This is a genomic window from Paracoccus rhizosphaerae, from assembly GCF_026162645.1.
GTDB classification, from domain to species: Bacteria; Pseudomonadota; Alphaproteobacteria; order Rhodobacterales; family Rhodobacteraceae; genus Paracoccus; species Paracoccus rhizosphaerae.
On sequence record NZ_JAOTBE010000011.1, the window covers coordinates 1 to 16,209 of the forward strand.

Below are 16,209 nucleotides of genomic sequence, written 5' to 3' on the forward strand. Positions count from 1 at the left end.
CCGGAAATCGATCAAGACCCGTGGGTCATTCCCGACGGATGAGGCCGCGACCAAGCTGATCTACCTGACCATCCGAAACTACGAGAAGGACGGCCGGAATGTCCGCGAGTGGTTCGCAGTCAGTTCGCCATAACGTTTAGCGAACGCTTCGACGCTTGAGTGTCCCAAACGGCATGGACCGGGCCAGATACACAAAGTTCAGGACACTCCCAGGCAGTCGCCACTGGCACCCTCGCACCGACGGCCCTTGGTCCGGGTGTTTCAGTCTGCGAACTAGCTCCGCGCCACCTGCCGCGACCTTCCGCAAAGACGGCTGGACTGCCTTCGCTGCCAGTTGAGGATGCCAAACGAGCATCGCCAGCAGCCGCCTTACCGCCAACCGGACCCGGCCGCTGGCTGGCCCTCCGCAATCGTCCCACCCTTGGCTGGCGCCGCCCGAGGTGCCAAGCCGATCGATGTCGCGCGGAACCGGAAACCCCAGGAACATCCGACAGATCAAGCTGTTGGTAGGACTATGAACCTTATCCGACCGGAGGCTCCCGTCAGGCGCGAGAGAGCCTGAACCAGACGAGGCAGGAATGAACGACCAGACAAACCCGCAGCGGACCCGCCATTCCCTTTTGCTGTTGCTGGGCACCATCACCGTGATTCTGACCGGCTGGGCGCTGCATGCGACGGCGGCATTCATGGTTCCGGTGGTGTTTTCGGTATTTCTCGCCCTGCTGGTCGCGCCGCTGGACCGGATGGTGTCAGAAAGGGTGCCGGACAAGGTCAGCTGGCTGGGCCATCTTGCGGCAATCGGCGCAGTCGTGGTCGCGCTGCTGGTCTTCGCCGCGATGATCTGGGTGGCGGCTCAGCAGGTGGTCGAGAGGTTCCCCGACAGCAGCGGCAGCGGCGGCCTCCTGCCGCAGTTCGGACAGGAAATACGTGACCCGGCCGGAGGGTCCACCAGCGGCGCGGGTGCCACCGGCAGTGACCGGGCCACCCCCTCCTACGGCATGATGGAGGGACTTCGGGAACTTCTGCCCGACGCCGGCAGCACGGTCGTCGAGAACCTGGGCAGCTGGGCATCCGGCATTGCGATGCAGATCCTCAGGGCGGCCAGTTCGGCTCTGTTCGCGACGGTTCTGGTGATCTTCCTGACCCTGATCATGCTGATCGAGGCGCCCAAGTGGCAAAAAAAGGTCGCCGCCGTGTCCGACGGCGGAACGCGCCAGGATGTCCACGAGTCAACGGCCGTCATCGCCAGCCTGTTGCGCCGGTATCTTCTGGCCCGCACGATCCTGGGCGTGCTGACGGCGATCCTCTATGTCGCATGGTTGTGGATCTTCGGGATCGACCTGCTGGTGGTCTGGGCCCTGCTGACGGTCCTTCTGAACTATATCCCCACACTCGGCTCGCTCATTTCGGGGGTGCTGCCGGTGCTTTATGCTCTGGTCCAGAAGGATCCCGGCACGGCGGTCATGGTGGGTGCCGGCATCTTCGCGATCGAACAGGTGATGGGCAACTATGTCGACCCGCGCGTGCAGGGCCGGCAGGTGTCGCTGTCATCGTTGGTGGTGCTGATCACGCTGCTGGTCTGGGGCTGGATCTGGGGCATCGCCGGGGCCGTCCTTGCCGTGCCCGTTACGATCGCCACGATGATCATCTGCGCCCATATCGAATCGCTGCGCCCCTTCGCCCTGATGCTGAGCAATGAGACGGACATGGAGGGGTTGGACCGGCGGGCCAGCCAGTCTGGCGGCTGAGGGGCTTCGGCACCGGTCCACAGGCTTTCAAGGACATCGAGGCTGACTGATGTGAAAAAGGAGGTCCGCAGTGATCCGGATCCAAGACCTCGGGCCCAAGCGGTTCCTTCGCGAACTTGTCGCCTCGATCAACGACGACAATGTCTTCAATGGCGCAGCGGCGCTTGGTTTCTTCCTGACCATGGCAATCTTTCCGGGGCTGATCGTCCTGATGAGCGTCATTCCCTATCTTCCGATCGCCGACATCGACACCACCATCATGGACCTGCTTCGGCAGGCCCTGCCAAGTGAGGCTGCGGTCCTGCTTCAGGATGTGGTGACCGAGGTGACGCAGCAGCAGCGTGGCGGCGCGCTGTCCTTCGGCTTGCTTGCGACGCTGTGGATCGCGTCATCGGGGATGTATGCGATCATGCAGCAGCTCAACATCACCTATGGCGTCAAGGAGGCGCGCAGCCTGGTCCGTGGCCGCTTCACCGCGATCGTGCTCAGCCTGCTGTTCGGGGTCTTCGTCCTGGGTGCGATGTCGCTGATCGTCGCCGGCGGCAGCTTGGAACACTGGGTGACCGAGAGGTTCGGCACATCGGCGTCACTGGCCACCGCCTTCGCTGTCCTGCGCTGGATCGTCATCCTCTGCGCGCTGCTTCTGGGACACGCCTTCTTCTACAAGTTCGGTCCGAACGTCGAGCAGCGCTTCCGCTTCATCACGCCTGGCAGCGTATTCAGCACCATCGTCCTGGTCGTCGCGTCGCTGCTCTTTTCCCTCTATATCAGCAACTTCGGCACCTATGACGCAACCTATGGCAGCATCGGAGCGGTCATCATCCTGATGTTCTGGCTGTATATCGCGGGCTTCGTGATGCTGGTCGGCTCCGAGATAAATGCCCTGCTGGAGCATCACAGCAAGGAAGGGAAGCGGAAGGGGGAAAAGGAACTGCCCGACCCCTGATGGAGACACCGAGATCGAGCTGATACGCTGGAGGTCCCGTCAAGACGTCCAGCGGGCATGTGGAAGGTCACGCCTGATCATGCGTGATCGTCGCAGCAGGAGACAGTTGGCGTCAGTGCGTCCAGGGTGTGCGCCGGTCGGTGGCGAAGTTCTCTCCATAGCCACGCGGGCGGACGTTGGCACTGCGGCGATGGGGCTCTTGCACGACGAAGTCCAGCCCATGCTCCTTGGCATAGTCTTCGGCCTGCTTGCGGCTGTCGAAGCGCAGGCGGACCTGGCTTTGCGTGTCCTGGCTGCTGGTCCAGCCCATCAGCGGGTCAAGCTCGCGCGCGTCGGCGGGCGGAAACTCGAGGATCCAGCCCTTTGTGCGGGCGGTCCCGGACTGCATGGCGTTCCTGGATGGCTGATAGATGCGCACGAGCATGGGGCTGTCCTTCGGCTTCGGTCACCGGTATATCGCGAAATAGCCGGTCCGGATCAAGCCCCGGGAACATCGCACGCCTACAGACGTTCAGACTGCTGAACGCGACTGAGGAGTTTCCGATGACCGACAAAATTCTCTCCGCCAGCCTTGCCGTCCTGATGCTGTCCGCAGGCGCCGTCAGTGCCCAGGACGCCGCCTCCGAAAGCTTTACCGCGCAGGTCGCTGCGGCGGACGGCACCGACCACGGAACCGTGACGGTTCAGCCGACCGCGTCGGGCTATGCCCTGGTCACGCTGGATCTGCAGGGCCTGCCGCCCGGCCAGGTCGCTGTCCACCTGCACCAGACCGGCGCCTGCGAGGGCCCCAGCTTCGAAAGCGCTGGCGGCCACCTGGCGCTTGAAGGGCAGGACCACGGCATCATGACCGAAACCGGCCCGCATGTGGGCGATCTGCCGAACCTGCACGTCCCCGACAGCGGCGAAGTAATGGTCGAACATTTCGCGCCCGAACTGACAGCCGATGTGATCAACGATGATGATGGCACGGCCTTCATCATCCACGGCGGCACTGACGACTATGAAAGCCAGCCGTCCGGCGATGCCGGCGACCGGATCGCCTGCGGCGTCCTGGCCGCTGCGGAGTAAGCCCGCCCCCCCGCCCGACAGGGCGGGGGCGCCCGCCTGAAAGCCGAGGATCACCATGACCGCCCTGCCCCGTTTCGCCCGCCGCATCGGTGCCGCCACCCTCCCCGCCGCCCTGTTGGCGGTATCGGCCTGCGGCGGCAACCCCTATGACGTGGCGTCCCGCAGTTGCGATCCCGCCGAGCATCAGGCGCTGGTCGGCCGCAACGTCGGAGAGATCCTGCTGCCGCCGAGCCTTCGCGTTCGAGAGGTGATGACCCCAGGCGTCATGACCCGCGACTATAACCCGGCCCGGCTGACGATGTATGTCGACCCCAAGGGCTGGGTCACGGGCATTGCCTGCGGCTAACGACCGCGCTTCGACCGCTTGTTGCCGCCACGCTGTCCCGCACGACCGGCCGTCGAACGACCCGAGCTGCGTACTGCAGCCTCGGCCGCCTCGTCGATGGCGGATTGCCGCGCCATCGGATCGTCGGCGATCGCCAGATCCACCGCCTCCAGACGCTTGACCTCGTCTCGCAGCCGCGCGGCCTCCTCGAACTCAAGGTTCTCGGCGGCCTTGCGCATCTGAGCGCGCATCGCTTCGAGGTGAGCGGCCAGGTTCGCGCCGATCAGCGGCTTGTCGACCTTGGTGGTGATGCGCGACTGGTCGGTATCGCCCTGCCACAGTCCCGCGAGCACATCCTCGACGTTCTTGCGGACGGTCTGCGGCGTGATCCCGTGCGCCTCGTTGTATGCCATCTGCTTCTCGCGCCGCCGCTCGGTTTCGGCGATGGCACGCTCCATGCTGCCGGTCATACGGTCGGCATAGAGGATCACCCGCCCGTCGGCATTCCGCGCCGCCCGGCCGATCGTCTGGATCAGCGAGGTCTCTGACCGCAGGAAGCCCTCCTTGTCGGCGTCCAGGATGGCGACCAATCCGCACTCGGGAATGTCCAAACCCTCGCGCAACAGGTTGATGCCCACCAGCACGTCGAAGGCTCCAAGGCGCAGGTCGCGCAGGATCTCGATCCGTTCGATGGTGTCAATGTCGCTGTGCATGTAGCGGATCTTGATGCCCTGCTCGTGCAGGTACTCGGTCAAATCCTCGGCCATGCGCTTGGTCAGGGTGGTGACCAGCGTGCGATAACCCGCCGCCGTCACGCGCCGCACCTCATCCAGAAGGTCGTCCACCTGCATCTCGACGGGCCTGATCTCAATCTGCGGGTCCAGAAGGCCGGTCGGGCGGATGATCTGTTCGGCGAAGACGCCGCCGGTCTGGTCCATCTCCCATTGGGCGGGAGTTGCTGATACAAAGACGGACTGGGGCCGCATGGCGTCCCATTCTTCGAACTTCAGGGGGCGGTTGTCCATGCAGCTGGGCAGGCGGAAGCCGTGTTCCGCCAGCGTGAACTTGCGCCGGAAGTCGCCCCGGTACATGCCGCCAATCTGCGGCACGCTGACATGGCTTTCGTCAGCGAAGACGATGGCGTTGTCGGGGATGAACTCGAACAGCGTGGGGGGCGGCTCGCCCGGTGCGCGCCCGGTCAGATAACGCGAATAGTTCTCGATGCCGTTGCAGACGCCGGTGGACTCCAGCATCTCGATGTCGAAATTCGTCCGCTGTTCAAGCCGCTGCGCCTCAAGCAGCTTGCCCTCATCCTGAAGCTGCTTCAAGCGGCCCTGAAGCTCGGCCTTGATGCCCTTGATGGCCTGCTGCATCGTCGGGCGCGGTGTCACGTAGTGGCTGTTGGCATAGATGCGGATCTGCTTGAAGCTGTCGGACTTTGTCCCTGTCAGCGGATCGAATTCCGTGATCGCCTCCAATTCGTTGCCGAAGAAGTCGAACCGCCAGGCCCGATCCTCAAGGTGGGCGGGCCAGACCTCGACAAGATCGCCGCGCACACGGAAGCCGCCACGCTGGAAGCTGGCATCAAGGCGCTTGTATTGCTGCGCGACCAACTGGGCCAGGAACTCTCGCTGGTCATAACTTTGACCGACGATCATGTCTTGTGTCATGGCAGAATAGGTCTCGACCGAGCCGATACCATAGATGCAGCTGACCGAGGCGACGATGATCACGTCGTCACGCTCCAGCAGCGCACGCGTGGCGCTGTGGCGCATCCGGTCGATGGCCTCGTTGATCTGGGACTCCTTCTCGATATAGGTGTCCGACCGCGCGACATAGGCCTCGGGCTGGTAGTAGTCGTAGTAGCTGACAAAGTATTCGACGGCGTTGTCGGGGAAGAAACCCTTAAACTCTCCATAGAGCTGCGCGGCCAAGGTCTTGTTCGGGGCCAGGATGATCGCGGGGCGCTGAGTCTCCTCGATCACCTTGGCCATCGTATAGGTCTTGCCGGTGCCAGTCGCGCCCAGCAGCACCTGGTCGCGCTCCCCCTGCATCACGCCCGCCGCCAGTTCGCGGATCGCCGTCGGCTGGTCGCCGGCGGGCGAGAATTCTGACTTCATCACGAAACGCTTGCCGCCTTCCAGCTTGGGGCGGGTGACTTCCGGAAAGCGCAGCACGGGGGCGCTGGTGTTGTTGTGACCCATGGGGTTCCTGATCCGTTCGGAGTTGACCCCAAGATGTGCGCGACCTGCGCGAACTTCAACCGCGTTTCAGGCGCGCCGGCTGAAGTTCCTGCCAGCCGGGCTTTCCGTCCAGCTCATCGGCCAGGATCTCGGCCGTGACGGGGCCGAGGGTGAAGCCCTGGTGCCCATGCCCGAAATGCGCCCACAGGTTCGGCTGGTCAGGAACGCGGCCCACCAGCGGCAGCATGTCGGGCATGCATGGGCGGCGGCCAGTCCAAGGCTCGGCCTCGACCGGGGCGCCGATGTCGAACAGCTCGCGCGCGGCCCTCTCGCCATGCTTCAACTGCGGCGGGGACAGCCGCGGATGCGGGGTCAGCTCTGCCGCGGTGGCGATCCGCAGGCCACGGCGCATGGGCGACAGCACGACCGAGTTGCCGAAGTCCGCGATCGGGTGATGGGGCGGCATCTCCATGTGGTAATGCCGGTGATAGCCGCGCTTGTAGACCATCGGCACGCGCAGCCCGAAGCGTTCCGTCACCATGGGCGACCACGGGCCAAGTGCCACAACGGCATGTTCGGCGCTGACCTCGTCTGCGACCCAGGCCGCGCCCTTGCGGTGCAGATCGCCCGCGTCGCCGTTAACGATCCGGCCGCCGCGCTTCTGGAAAAGCGCCGCATAGGCCGCGACAAGCCCGCCCGGATCGGCGCAGTTCCAGCTGTCGGACCAGTGGGTCGCGCCCTCGACGCGGGTCCTGATCGACGGCTCCAGCGCCTGCAGCTCTTGCCTGTCCATCAGCCGCGCCTCGACGCCGAATTCGCTCCGGAACCGCTCGGCCGTCTGCCGCGCCTTGTCCATCTTGGCGGGCGTTCGGTGAAGCTCGATGTAGCCGTTGCGGCGGATAATGTTGTCGGCGCCGGCTGCCGCGATCAACGGGCCATGGCGTTCGGTCGACTGCCGGATCAGCTTGCCCCAGGTCACCGAGGCACGCCTGTGCGCCGCCGGCAGAGAGTTGCGTGCATAGGTCAGCACCGCGCCCAGCTGCGACATCAGCCCCTGCGGCGTCCACTTGACGTCATAGCCCCGCCCCATGGCGATCTGCAGAAGCGCACCGGGGGCCAGCGGCATGGCATAGGGCTCGACCGCTTCGGTCTGGATCAGGCCGGCATTGCCATAGCTGGTCTCACGGCCCGGCACGCCGCGCTCGACGATGGTAACGTCATGCCCCCGCGCCTGCAGCGCCAGCGCCGTGCTGACGCCCACCATACCCGCACCCAGAACCAGAACCTCGGCCATGCCTGCCCCCTTGCTGATAGGTCAGGGATGCAGACATTGCCGGCGCCGGGCAAGTTTTTTCGGGCAATCTTCGGCGTGCGCCCGAATCTTTGCAAGATTCAGGCGAAAAGCTCGCGGCAGAAGGTCAAACTTTCGACAAGAGCGTCAATATCCTCATGGGTGTTGTACATGGCAAAACTGGCCCGCGCGCTGGCGCTGATTCCCAGATGCTCCATAAGCGGCATGGCACAATGGGTGCCGGCCCTGACCGCGATGCCCTTCTTGTCCAGGATGGTCGAGATGTCGTGGGCATGCGCGCCCTCCATCGTCATCGAGAAGATCGCCCCCTTGCCGGGCGCGTCCCCCTGGACCTGCAGCCAATTCAGGCTGCGCAGCCGGTCGCGCGCATGGTCTCGCAACCCGCGTTCATGTGCGGCGATGTTCTCCATGCCCAAGTCCATCAGATATTCCAGGGCGGCACCAAGCCCGATCTGGTTGACGATGCCGGGGGTGCCAGCCTCGAACTTCAGCGGCGGGTCGGCATAGGTCACGGCGTCGCGCGTGACGGTGCGGATCATGTCGCCGCCGCCGATGAAGGGCCGCATCTCGGCCTGCCGGTCGGCGCTGATCCAGATCGCCCCCGACCCAGACGGACCATAGAGCTTGTGTCCCGTGATGCAGTAGAAATCCGCCCCCAAGGTCGAAAGGTCCACCGGCATGTGCACCGCAGCCTGGCTGCCATCCACCACCATCGGCAGGTCGGTGCCCGCCCTGATGCCGGCGATATCGACCACGGTCCCGGTGACGTTCGACATATGCGTGACGGCGATCATCTGCGTGCGCGGGCCGATGGCGGCCAGAACCTTTTCCGGCGGCAGGCTGCCGTCAGGTTCAGGCTCGACCCATTTCAGGACCACACCCTGGCGTTCCCGCAGGAAATGCCACGGCACGATGTTGGCATGATGCTCCAGCAGGGACAGCACGATCTCGTCCCCGGCCTGCAGGCGCGGCGCGGCCCAGCCATAGCTGACCATGTTCAGCGCTTCCGTCGATCCCGAGGTGAAGATCACCTCATCCTCTCGCGGAGCGTTCAGGAACCTCGCGATGATGCCGCGGACGCGTTCGTAATTGTCGGTCGCCAGGTTCGACAGGAAGTGCAGGCCGCGGTGCACATTGGCATATTCGCCCTCATAGGCGCGGGTGATTGCCTCGATCACCTGACGCGGCTTCTGCGCACTGGCGCCGCTGTCCAGATAGACCAGCGGGCGGCCGTTCACCTGCCGCGACAGGATCGGAAAGTCGGCTCGGACGGCGTTGACGTCAAAGCTCATTGCGGCATCTCCGGCATGAGGCCGAGCGCGGCCAGAATGAAGGACAGCACGAAGCCCATGGCCAGCAGCGTGGCGAACATCACCAGCAGCACCTTGGGTCCGCTGGTGAAGCCGTGCAGCGCCTTGGTGAACTGCACCGTCAGCCACAGGAACAACGCCACCGCAAGGATGCCCAGAATGCCCGCCAGCGCGGGCAGCGCCAGTGACAGGACGATCTGGGCCGCCTGGACGATCAGCAGCATGATCTCGATCCAGACGGTCAGCAGCAGCGCGTCCTCGAACCGGCCGTGGCCGCCGAACATGCGTCCCACACCGGCCATCAGCCCCGCGCCCAGGACGATCGCGACCATCTGCATGCCCGCCAGCACCAGGGGCTGGCGGCTCATGCCCAGCATGGCCGGAACCTCGCCTTCGGGAACGGGGAAGGCCAGCGTCGAGACATAGGCCAGCACACCCGACACGGACACGGCCAGAACCAGCGCCATCCAGCGCGCCTGCATCGGCCAATCCTGCGCGATCAGCCAGCGGGCAGCCTGTTCAGGCTCGGACAGGGTCCGGCGCGCCAGCGTCTTGAAGTCGTCAGAGGTCATGCACGTCTCGCAAGGGCCGAGATGCCGGAACACCAGATGAAGAAAAACCCCGCGCCGGCGATGGCGCGCGTCAGCGTCAGTTCGGGCCCCGGACCAATGAGCCCGGCCACCAGCCCCGCCAGCAGCGTCGCCGGAGAGGCCGCAAGCAGCGCCCAGAACAGCGCCACCCGCGACCGGCGGCTGTCGATGTGCCAAGGCGTCGCCCGCGACAGCACCGATATCAGCCCGGCCACTGCATATGACAGAAGCGGCATCATGAAGATCGTACCGAGCACCGCGCCACCCATGCGGGCATCCATTGGAATCGACGGGTCCAGCTGCGCCGCCCTGGCGTGGCCGGGGGCTTGCGCCACCAGCGTGATCAGCATCGCCAGCATCAGCACGATCAGCAGCACCCGGTCAGGCATGCCGGACAGGCCCCGCACCACCGGGCGCGGCGCCCACCAGCTGCGCAGCACGCGCTGCGCCATGCCGCCGCGTGGCGTCAGATCTGCGGTCGGGTCGTCAGCCACGCGTCCAGCCGCTCGTTGATCTCGTCGCGCAGGCTCTCATCCTCGACCTCTTCCAGCGCGTCGGCCAGGAAGGACAGGACCAGGAAGACGATCGCCCGCTCTCTCGGCACCCCCCGAGAGCGGAGGTAGAAGAGTGCGTCCTCGTCAATGGCGCCGGTGGTCGAACCATGCGAGCACTTGACGTCGTCGGCATAGATCTCAAGCTCTGGCTTTGCCAGGAACTGGCTCGCCTCGTCCAGCAGCAGCGCTTGGCTGATCTGATAGCCGTCGGTCTTCTGTGCGCCGGGCTTGACCAGGATCTTACCCTGGAAGACGCCCGTGGCCCCGTTCTTCAGCACCTTCTTGAACACCTGCCGGCTTTCGCCGCGCTCGGCGCCGTGGGTGATGAAGACCGTGTCGTCGTGGTGGAACGGCCCGACATCGCCATCGCCCAGGACGGCCGCCGCCACATGGGCCACCGCATCGTCGCCGGCCATGTCAATCACAGCCTCGTTGCGCATGTGCTGGCCATTGACGGCGAGGGTAAAGCTTTTCAGCGCAGCACCCTCGGCCACATGCGCGAAGACATGCGACAGGCCGACGCGCGGATCGACCGCCCGCTTGGCCGCCACGTGGTGCAGCTTGGCGCCAGGCGCCAGATCGACCTCGACCACGCCGTTCGACCGAGCGCCGACCATGCCGCTTTCCAGCAACGTCAGCTCGGCCCCGGATTCGACGCGGACGACGTGGTGCCACATCGCATCGGCATCGGCGGCGCGACGACGATGAAGCACGTGCACGGGCTTCGACGGCTTGCCGGTCACTCGGATCAGCAGGCCGTCATGCGCGGCGGCTGTGTTCAGCGCGGCGAACGGGCGCTCGACCGGCTTTTGACCCGCGGCCTCCAGCCTGCCGAACAGGTCCGCGGCCCAGTGGCCGTCGCCGGCCTGGGCAAGCGTGTCAATCTCGACCCCTTCCAGCGTCAGGTCGTCCGAGGACGCCGCGTCGAACCGGCCGTCCACGAAGACGATCGTCAGCTTGTCGCGCTCCGCGAACAGCGGCGATTCCAGCGCGGCCTCGACGGTCAGCGGCGAAGGTTCGGGCGCGTTGAACGGGCGCGGGTCGGTATAGCGCCAGTACTCGTCGCGCGGCCCCGGCAGGCCCATATCGCGAAAGCGCGCCAGCGCCTCGGCCCGCGCCGGGGCGAAAGCGCCCTGCGGCAGGTCCAGCGCAGCCAGCCGCGCGTCCAGCGCGTCGGCGGGCTTTGGCGCGCCGGACACCTGGGGCGTCTGCTGAACCTTGGTCTTGACGGCGGTATCGGACATCAGCCGGCCTCCGCCAGAAGATCGCCATAGCCGTTCTCTTCGACTTCCAGCGCCAGCTCGGGGCCGCCGGACTTGATGATGCGGCCGTTCGACATGATGTGGACCACGTCGGGCTGGATGTGGTTCAGCAGGCGCTGATAATGCGTGATGACCAGGAAGCTGCGGTCGGGGCTGCGGAGCGCATTCACACCCTCGCTAACCAGCCGCATCGCATCGACGTCGAGACCCGAGTCGGTCTCGTCCATGATGCACATGCGCGGCTCCAGCATCGCCATCTGCAGGATCTCGTTGCGCTTCTTCTCACCGCCGGAAAAGCCGACGTTCACCGGGCGCTTCAGCATCTCGGGGCTGATCTGCAGTTCGGCCGCCTTGGCACGGACGACCTTCAGGAACTCGCCCGAGGACAGCTCTTCCTCGCCGCGCGCCTTGCGCTGCGCGTTCACGGCAGTGCGCAGGAAAGTCATGTTGCCCACGCCCGGAATCTCGACCGGATACTGGAACGCCAGGAACAGGCCGGCGGCGGCACGCTCCTCGGGCTCCATGTCCAGCAGGCTCTCGCCGTCCAGCGTCGCCTCGCCCCCGGTCACCTCGTAGCCGTCGCGGCCCGACAGCACGTAGGAGAGCGTCGACTTGCCCGACCCGTTCGGGCCCATGATCGCATGGACCTCGCCAGCCGGAACCTCCAGCGACAGACCCTTCAGGATCTGCTTGTCCTCTTCTTCAAGTTTGACGTGCAGGTTGTTGATTTTCAGCATTCTTCTGACCTCAGTCGATGGTGACGGCGGTGCCGGAGGCCGACACCATCAGCATGGAATCCGCGACGACCTCGTAATCCAGATCGACGCCGACGACGGCGTTGGCGCCATGGGCGCGCGCACGCTCCTCAAGTTCGCGAAAGGCGATCGCCCGCGCATCGGCCAGCTTGGCCTCGTATGCACCCGAGCGGCCGCCGACGATATCGGTTATCTGCGCAAAGAAATCGCGCACGACATTGGCACCCATGATCGCCTCGCCGACCACGACACCGTGGTAGGCGGTGATGCGATGGCCCTCGATGTTGTTCGTGGTGGTGACGATCATCCGACCGACCCTTCCAGCGAGATCGCGACCAGCGACTGCGCTTCCATGGCGAATTCCATCGGCAGCGCCTGCAGCACCTCGCGGCAGAAGCCGTTCACGACCAGGGCAACGGCCTCTTCCTCGTCCATGCCGCGCTGACGGCAGTAGAACAGCTGGTCGTCGTCCACCTTGCTGGTCGTGGCCTCGTGCTCTACGCGGCTGCTGGTGTTCTTCACCTCGATATAGGGGACGGTATGCGCCCCGCACTTGTCCCCGATCAGCAGGCTGTCGCACTGGGTATAGTTGCGGCTGTTCGTCGCGCGCGGGTGCATGGTGACCAGACCGCGATAGGTGTTCTGCGCCTGCCCCGCCGAAATCCCCTTCGACACAATGCGTGACCGGGTGTTCTTGCCAAGATGGATCATCTTGGTGCCCGTATCAGCCTGCTGGAAGTTATTCGCGATGGCGATGGAATAGAACTCGCCCTGGCTTTCGTTGCCGCGCAGGATGCAGGACGGGTATTTCCAGGTGATCGCCGATCCGGTCTCGACCTGCGTCCACATGACCTTCGCCCGGTCACCCCGGCAATCGGCGCGCTTGGTGACGAAGTTGTAGATGCCGCCCTTGCCTTCCTCGTCGCCGGGGAACCAGTTCTGGACGGTGGAATACTTCACCTCGGCATCCTCGAGGATCACGATCTCGACCACGGCCGCATGCAGCTGGTTCGTGTCACGCTTGGGTGCCGTGCAACCTTCCAGATAGCTGACATAGCTGCCCTTGTCGGCGATGATCAGCGTCCGTTCGAACTGGCCGGTGTTCTCCGCGTTGATGCGGAAATAGGTCGACAGCTCCATCGGGCAGCGTACGCCCTCAGGGATGTAGACGAAGCTTCCGTCCGAGAACACGGCGCTGTTCAGCGTCGCGAAGTAGTTGTCGGACTGCGGCACGACAGAGCCGAGGTATTTCTTCACCAGTTCGGGATGCTCGCGGATCGCCTCCGAGATCGAGCAGAAGATGACGCCGGCCTTCGCCAATTCATCCTTGAAGGTCGTGCCCACGCTGACGCTGTCGAAGACGGCGTCCACGGCGACCTTGCGGCCCTCGGCCGGCGCGGCCTCTGCGCCCTCGACCCCGGCCAGGATCATCTGCTCGCGCAGCGGGATGCCCAGCTTGTCATAGGTCGCCAGCAGCTTGGGATCGACCTCGTCCAGCGACTTGGGCTTGTCTTCCATGCTTTTCGGGCGGGCGTAGTAGTACTGATCCTGATAGTCGATCCTGGGATAGTTCAGCATCGCCCATTTTGGCTCGGACATGGTGACCCAACGGCGATAGGCCTCCAGCCGCCATTCGGTCATCCATTCCGGTTCCCGGTTCTTCTTGGAGATCAGACGGACGATATCCTCGTTGACGCCCTTGGGGGCGTACTCCATCTCGATCTCGGTGTTCCAGCCATATTTATAGCTGCCCATGTTCTGAACGGCCTCGACCGTTTCGCGGTCGACGCCTTCGCGCACGTCAAGATCGGTGGTCGCCGTCATCCTGTATCCTTCCTCGGTCGCGGGCCCCTGCCCGGACATGTCCTCACGCGGGCCGATATCGGCCGTCGTCAAACCGACGCCGCCGCCATATTCCTGTCGCGCCAGCGTGCATAAGCCTTTTCCCAGGCATCCGCAAATCGGTTGATCTGATCGTCGCCCAAAGTGGGGCTTATCGAGATCCGGATCGCCGATTGCGAAAGCTGATTGTCGTAACCCATCGCCTGCAGCGTCCCGCTGGCCCTGACCTTGCCCGACGAACAGGCTGAGCCTGCCGATATGGCAAAGCCCGCCAGATCCATCTGCATGACCTGCGTTTCACCCTTCCACCCCGATGTAAGAAGGCAGGTGGTGTTCGGCAAGCGCCGGGCGCCTTTTCCGGCGATGATCGCCTGCGGCGCAATGTCCAGCAGCCGCGCCTCCAGCGCGTCCCGGCGCGCCTCGACCTCGGCCCAGAGGCCCGCGTCCAGGTCGCGTTGTGCCGCCGTGGCGGCCGCGGCAAAGCCCATGATGCCGATCAGGTTCTCGGTCCCGCCGCGGCGGCCCTGCTCTTGACCGCCGCCACGGATCAGCGGCGCCATGTCGGTGCCCTTCCGCAGGATCAGCGCGCCGATCCCCTTGGGGCCGCCCAGCTTGTGCGCGCTGACGAACCCCGCCGTCACGCCCAACCAGTTGAAGGCGAAGGGCACCTTGCCGAAAGCCTGCGTCAGGTCGCTGGAACCCAGACCCTGCGGCAGGTCCTGCATGACACCGGTTTCGTTGTTGGCCAGCTGCAGGCTAGTCGTCGCCGGGTCATCGACCGTTACGACCCCGTCCGGGTCCACCGGCAGCGTCGCATTGCACCAGGCCTTCACCGCGCTGTGCTCGACGGCGGCACAGCGGACCTCGCGCCCCGCCAGCACCATGGCCGCCGCCTCGGTCGCGCCCGAGGTGAAGACGACGTCCGCCCCCTCGGCCCCAAGTGCGGCTGCGACCTGTTCGCGGGCGCGTTCCAGCGCCCTCTTGGCCGCGCGCCCCTCGGTATGGACCGATGACGGATTGCCGCCGATCTCCATCGCCTCGACCATCGCGGCCTTCACCTCGGGGCGCAGCGGCGTCGTGGCGTTCCAGTCCAGGTATGTTCTCATCCGATGGTCTCCGCAATGCGGGCGGCCAGGCGGGCCGCCACGGCGCCCTTGGCCATGCGCGGCCAATCCTCGGCCCCCTCGGCGGTGATCAAGGTCACTGCGTTCTCCGAGCCGCCCATGATGCCGGTGCCGGGGCTGACATCGTTGGCGACGATCCAGTCGCAGCCCTTTCGCGCCCGCTTGGCGGTCGCATTTGCCGTCACGTCATCCGTTTCCGCGGCAAAACCCACAACAAGGCGCGGGCGCTGCGGCGCCTGGCTGATCCAGGACAGGATGTCGGGATTCTCGGCCATCTCAAGCGCCGGCGGACGGCCGCTGCCATCCTTCTTCAGCTTCCGTTCGCTGCCGTTCAGGACGCGCCAGTCCGCCACGGCGGCGGCCATCACGGCGGCGTCTGCGGGTAGCGCGGCCTCGACCGCGTCGCGCATCTGCTGCGCCGTCTCGACCGCAACCACGTCAACGCCCTGTGGCGGCGGGACCAAGGCCGGACCCGTCACGAAGCTGACCCGCGCACCCAGGTCGCGCAGCGCCGCGGCCACCGCCGCCCCCTGCGCGCCGCTGGAGCGGTTGGCGATATAGCGCACTGGGTCGATCGGCTCATGCGTGGGACCCGAGGTGACGATCACGTGCCGGCCTTTCAGCGGCCCGTCGGCCAGCGCCAGCCTGATCGCGGCCAGGATCGCCTCGGGCTCGGCCATCCTGCCGAGGCCGTATTCGCCGCAGGCCATGTCGCCGCTGTCTGGGCCGACCGTCAGGATGCCGTCGCCCTGCAGCGTCGCCAGGTTGCGTCGCGTCGCCGGATGGTCCCACATCCGGACGTTCATCGCCGGCGCGATCAGCACCCGCTTGTCCGTCGCCAGCAGCAGGGTCGCGGCGAGATCGCCCGCCGCCCCCTGCGCCATCTTCGCCATCAGGTCCGCCGTTGCCGGCGCCACGACGACAAGATCGGCTTGGCGCGACAGCTGGATGTGTCCGATCTCGGCCTCGGAATTGCGGTCCCACAGCGTGTCGTGCACCGGCTCTCCGGCCAGAACCGACAATGTCATGGGCGTAGTGAACTGTGCGCCCGCCGTCGTCAGGACCGGCGTCACCGCCGCACCCGCGCCGCGGATCAAACGGACCAGCTGCGGGATCTTGTAGGCCGAGATCCCCCCGCCCACGATCAGCAAGATGCGTTTGCCCTGCATAGTTCCCTCGGCCCGCGTCAC

16 protein-coding genes and 1 pseudogene are annotated in these 16,209 nt (G+C 65.5%); 5 read left to right on the plus strand and 12 right to left on the minus strand.

Annotated features, from left to right (window positions below; all coding sequences use genetic code 11):
- The 3 genes and pseudogenes from OC184_RS06225 to OC184_RS06235 form a co-directional block, all read left to right on the plus strand.
- Positions 1–159 (plus strand): annotated as a pseudogene (locus OC184_RS06225) (IS256 family transposase); the annotation flags it as partial.
- Between the two features lie 419 nt (positions 160–578).
- Positions 579–1,748 carry an AI-2E family transporter gene (locus OC184_RS06230; RefSeq protein WP_265506318.1) on the plus strand — a complete coding sequence of 390 codons (1,170 nt, stop codon included), beginning with the start codon at positions 579–581 and terminating at the stop codon, positions 1,746–1,748.
- Between the two features lie 70 nt (positions 1,749–1,818).
- Positions 1,819–2,694 (plus strand): YihY/virulence factor BrkB family protein, encoded by an 876-nt coding sequence (locus OC184_RS06235; RefSeq protein ID WP_265506319.1) that lies wholly within the window; start codon positions 1,819–1,821, stop codon positions 2,692–2,694.
- 112 nt (positions 2,695–2,806) lie between these two features.
- Here OC184_RS06235 and OC184_RS06240 read toward each other — a convergent pair whose 3' ends face one another.
- Positions 2,807–3,118, minus strand: coding sequence for an ETC complex I subunit (locus tag OC184_RS06240; RefSeq protein ID WP_265506320.1), 312 nt, complete (start codon positions 3,116–3,118; stop codon positions 2,807–2,809).
- A gap of 119 nt (positions 3,119–3,237) precedes the next feature.
- On the opposite strand from OC184_RS06240, the gene OC184_RS06245 reads away from it, so the two are divergent.
- Both OC184_RS06245 and OC184_RS06250 read left to right on the plus strand, forming a co-directional pair.
- The gene (locus OC184_RS06245) at positions 3,238–3,762 is read left to right on the plus strand and encodes a superoxide dismutase family protein (protein ID WP_265506321.1); all 525 of its coding nucleotides are present in this window, start codon (positions 3,238–3,240) and stop codon (positions 3,760–3,762) included.
- A gap of 55 nt (positions 3,763–3,817) precedes the next feature.
- On the plus strand, positions 3,818–4,108 hold the full coding sequence (locus tag OC184_RS06250; protein ID WP_265506322.1) for an I78 family peptidase inhibitor: 291 nt from the start codon (positions 3,818–3,820) through the stop codon (positions 4,106–4,108).
- Here OC184_RS06250 and uvrB read toward each other — a convergent pair.
- From uvrB to coaBC, 11 genes are all read right to left on the minus strand, one after another.
- On the minus strand, positions 4,105–6,291 hold the full coding sequence (uvrB, locus tag OC184_RS06255; protein WP_265506323.1) for an excinuclease ABC subunit UvrB: 2,187 nt from the start codon (positions 6,289–6,291) through the stop codon (positions 4,105–4,107). The genes OC184_RS06250 and uvrB overlap by 4 nt on opposite strands.
- Before the next feature lie 55 nt (positions 6,292–6,346).
- Positions 6,347–7,564, minus strand: a complete 1,218-nt coding sequence (locus tag OC184_RS06260) for an NAD(P)/FAD-dependent oxidoreductase (protein WP_265506324.1) — start codon at positions 7,562–7,564, stop codon at positions 6,347–6,349.
- 98 nt (positions 7,565–7,662) lie between these two features.
- Positions 7,663–8,874 (minus strand): cysteine desulfurase, encoded by a 1,212-nt coding sequence (locus OC184_RS06265; protein ID WP_265506325.1) that lies wholly within the window; start codon positions 8,872–8,874, stop codon positions 7,663–7,665.
- Positions 8,871–9,464 (minus strand): Yip1 family protein, encoded by a 594-nt coding sequence (locus OC184_RS06270; protein ID WP_265506326.1) that lies wholly within the window; start codon positions 9,462–9,464, stop codon positions 8,871–8,873. Before OC184_RS06270 ends, OC184_RS06265 begins: the two co-directional genes overlap by 4 nt.
- Positions 9,461–9,976: a hypothetical protein gene (locus OC184_RS06275; protein WP_265506327.1), complete on the minus strand. Its 516-nt coding sequence runs from the start codon at positions 9,974–9,976 to the stop codon at positions 9,461–9,463. Before OC184_RS06275 ends, OC184_RS06270 begins: the two co-directional genes overlap by 4 nt.
- A complete protein-coding gene (locus OC184_RS06280) occupies positions 9,949–11,280 on the minus strand; it encodes a SufB/SufD family protein (protein ID WP_265506328.1) in 1,332 nt (443 codons plus the stop codon). The genes OC184_RS06275 and OC184_RS06280 overlap by 28 nt, the downstream gene beginning before the upstream one ends.
- Positions 11,280–12,035, minus strand: a complete 756-nt coding sequence (gene sufC / locus OC184_RS06285; RefSeq protein WP_265506329.1) for a Fe-S cluster assembly ATPase SufC — start codon at positions 12,033–12,035, stop codon at positions 11,280–11,282. The genes OC184_RS06280 and sufC overlap by 1 nt, the downstream gene beginning before the upstream one ends.
- Positions 12,036–12,045: 10 nt before the next feature.
- Complete coding sequence (locus OC184_RS06290; RefSeq protein WP_265506330.1) at positions 12,046–12,360, minus strand: heavy metal-binding domain-containing protein; 315 nt, start codon at positions 12,358–12,360, stop codon at positions 12,046–12,048.
- On the minus strand, positions 12,357–13,877 hold the full coding sequence (gene sufB, locus OC184_RS06295) for a Fe-S cluster assembly protein SufB (RefSeq protein ID WP_265506331.1): 1,521 nt from the start codon (positions 13,875–13,877) through the stop codon (positions 12,357–12,359). The genes OC184_RS06290 and sufB overlap by 4 nt, the downstream gene beginning before the upstream one ends.
- 68 nt (positions 13,878–13,945) lie before the next feature.
- Positions 13,946–15,001, minus strand: coding sequence for a cysteine desulfurase family protein (locus tag OC184_RS06300; protein WP_265506332.1), 1,056 nt, complete (start codon positions 14,999–15,001; stop codon positions 13,946–13,948).
- Positions 14,998–16,188 carry a bifunctional phosphopantothenoylcysteine decarboxylase/phosphopantothenate--cysteine ligase CoaBC gene (gene coaBC / locus OC184_RS06305; RefSeq protein ID WP_265506333.1) on the minus strand — a complete coding sequence of 397 codons (1,191 nt, stop codon included), beginning with the start codon at positions 16,186–16,188 and terminating at the stop codon, positions 14,998–15,000. The genes OC184_RS06300 and coaBC overlap by 4 nt, the downstream gene beginning before the upstream one ends.
- Positions 16,189–16,209: the final 21 nt, after the last annotated feature.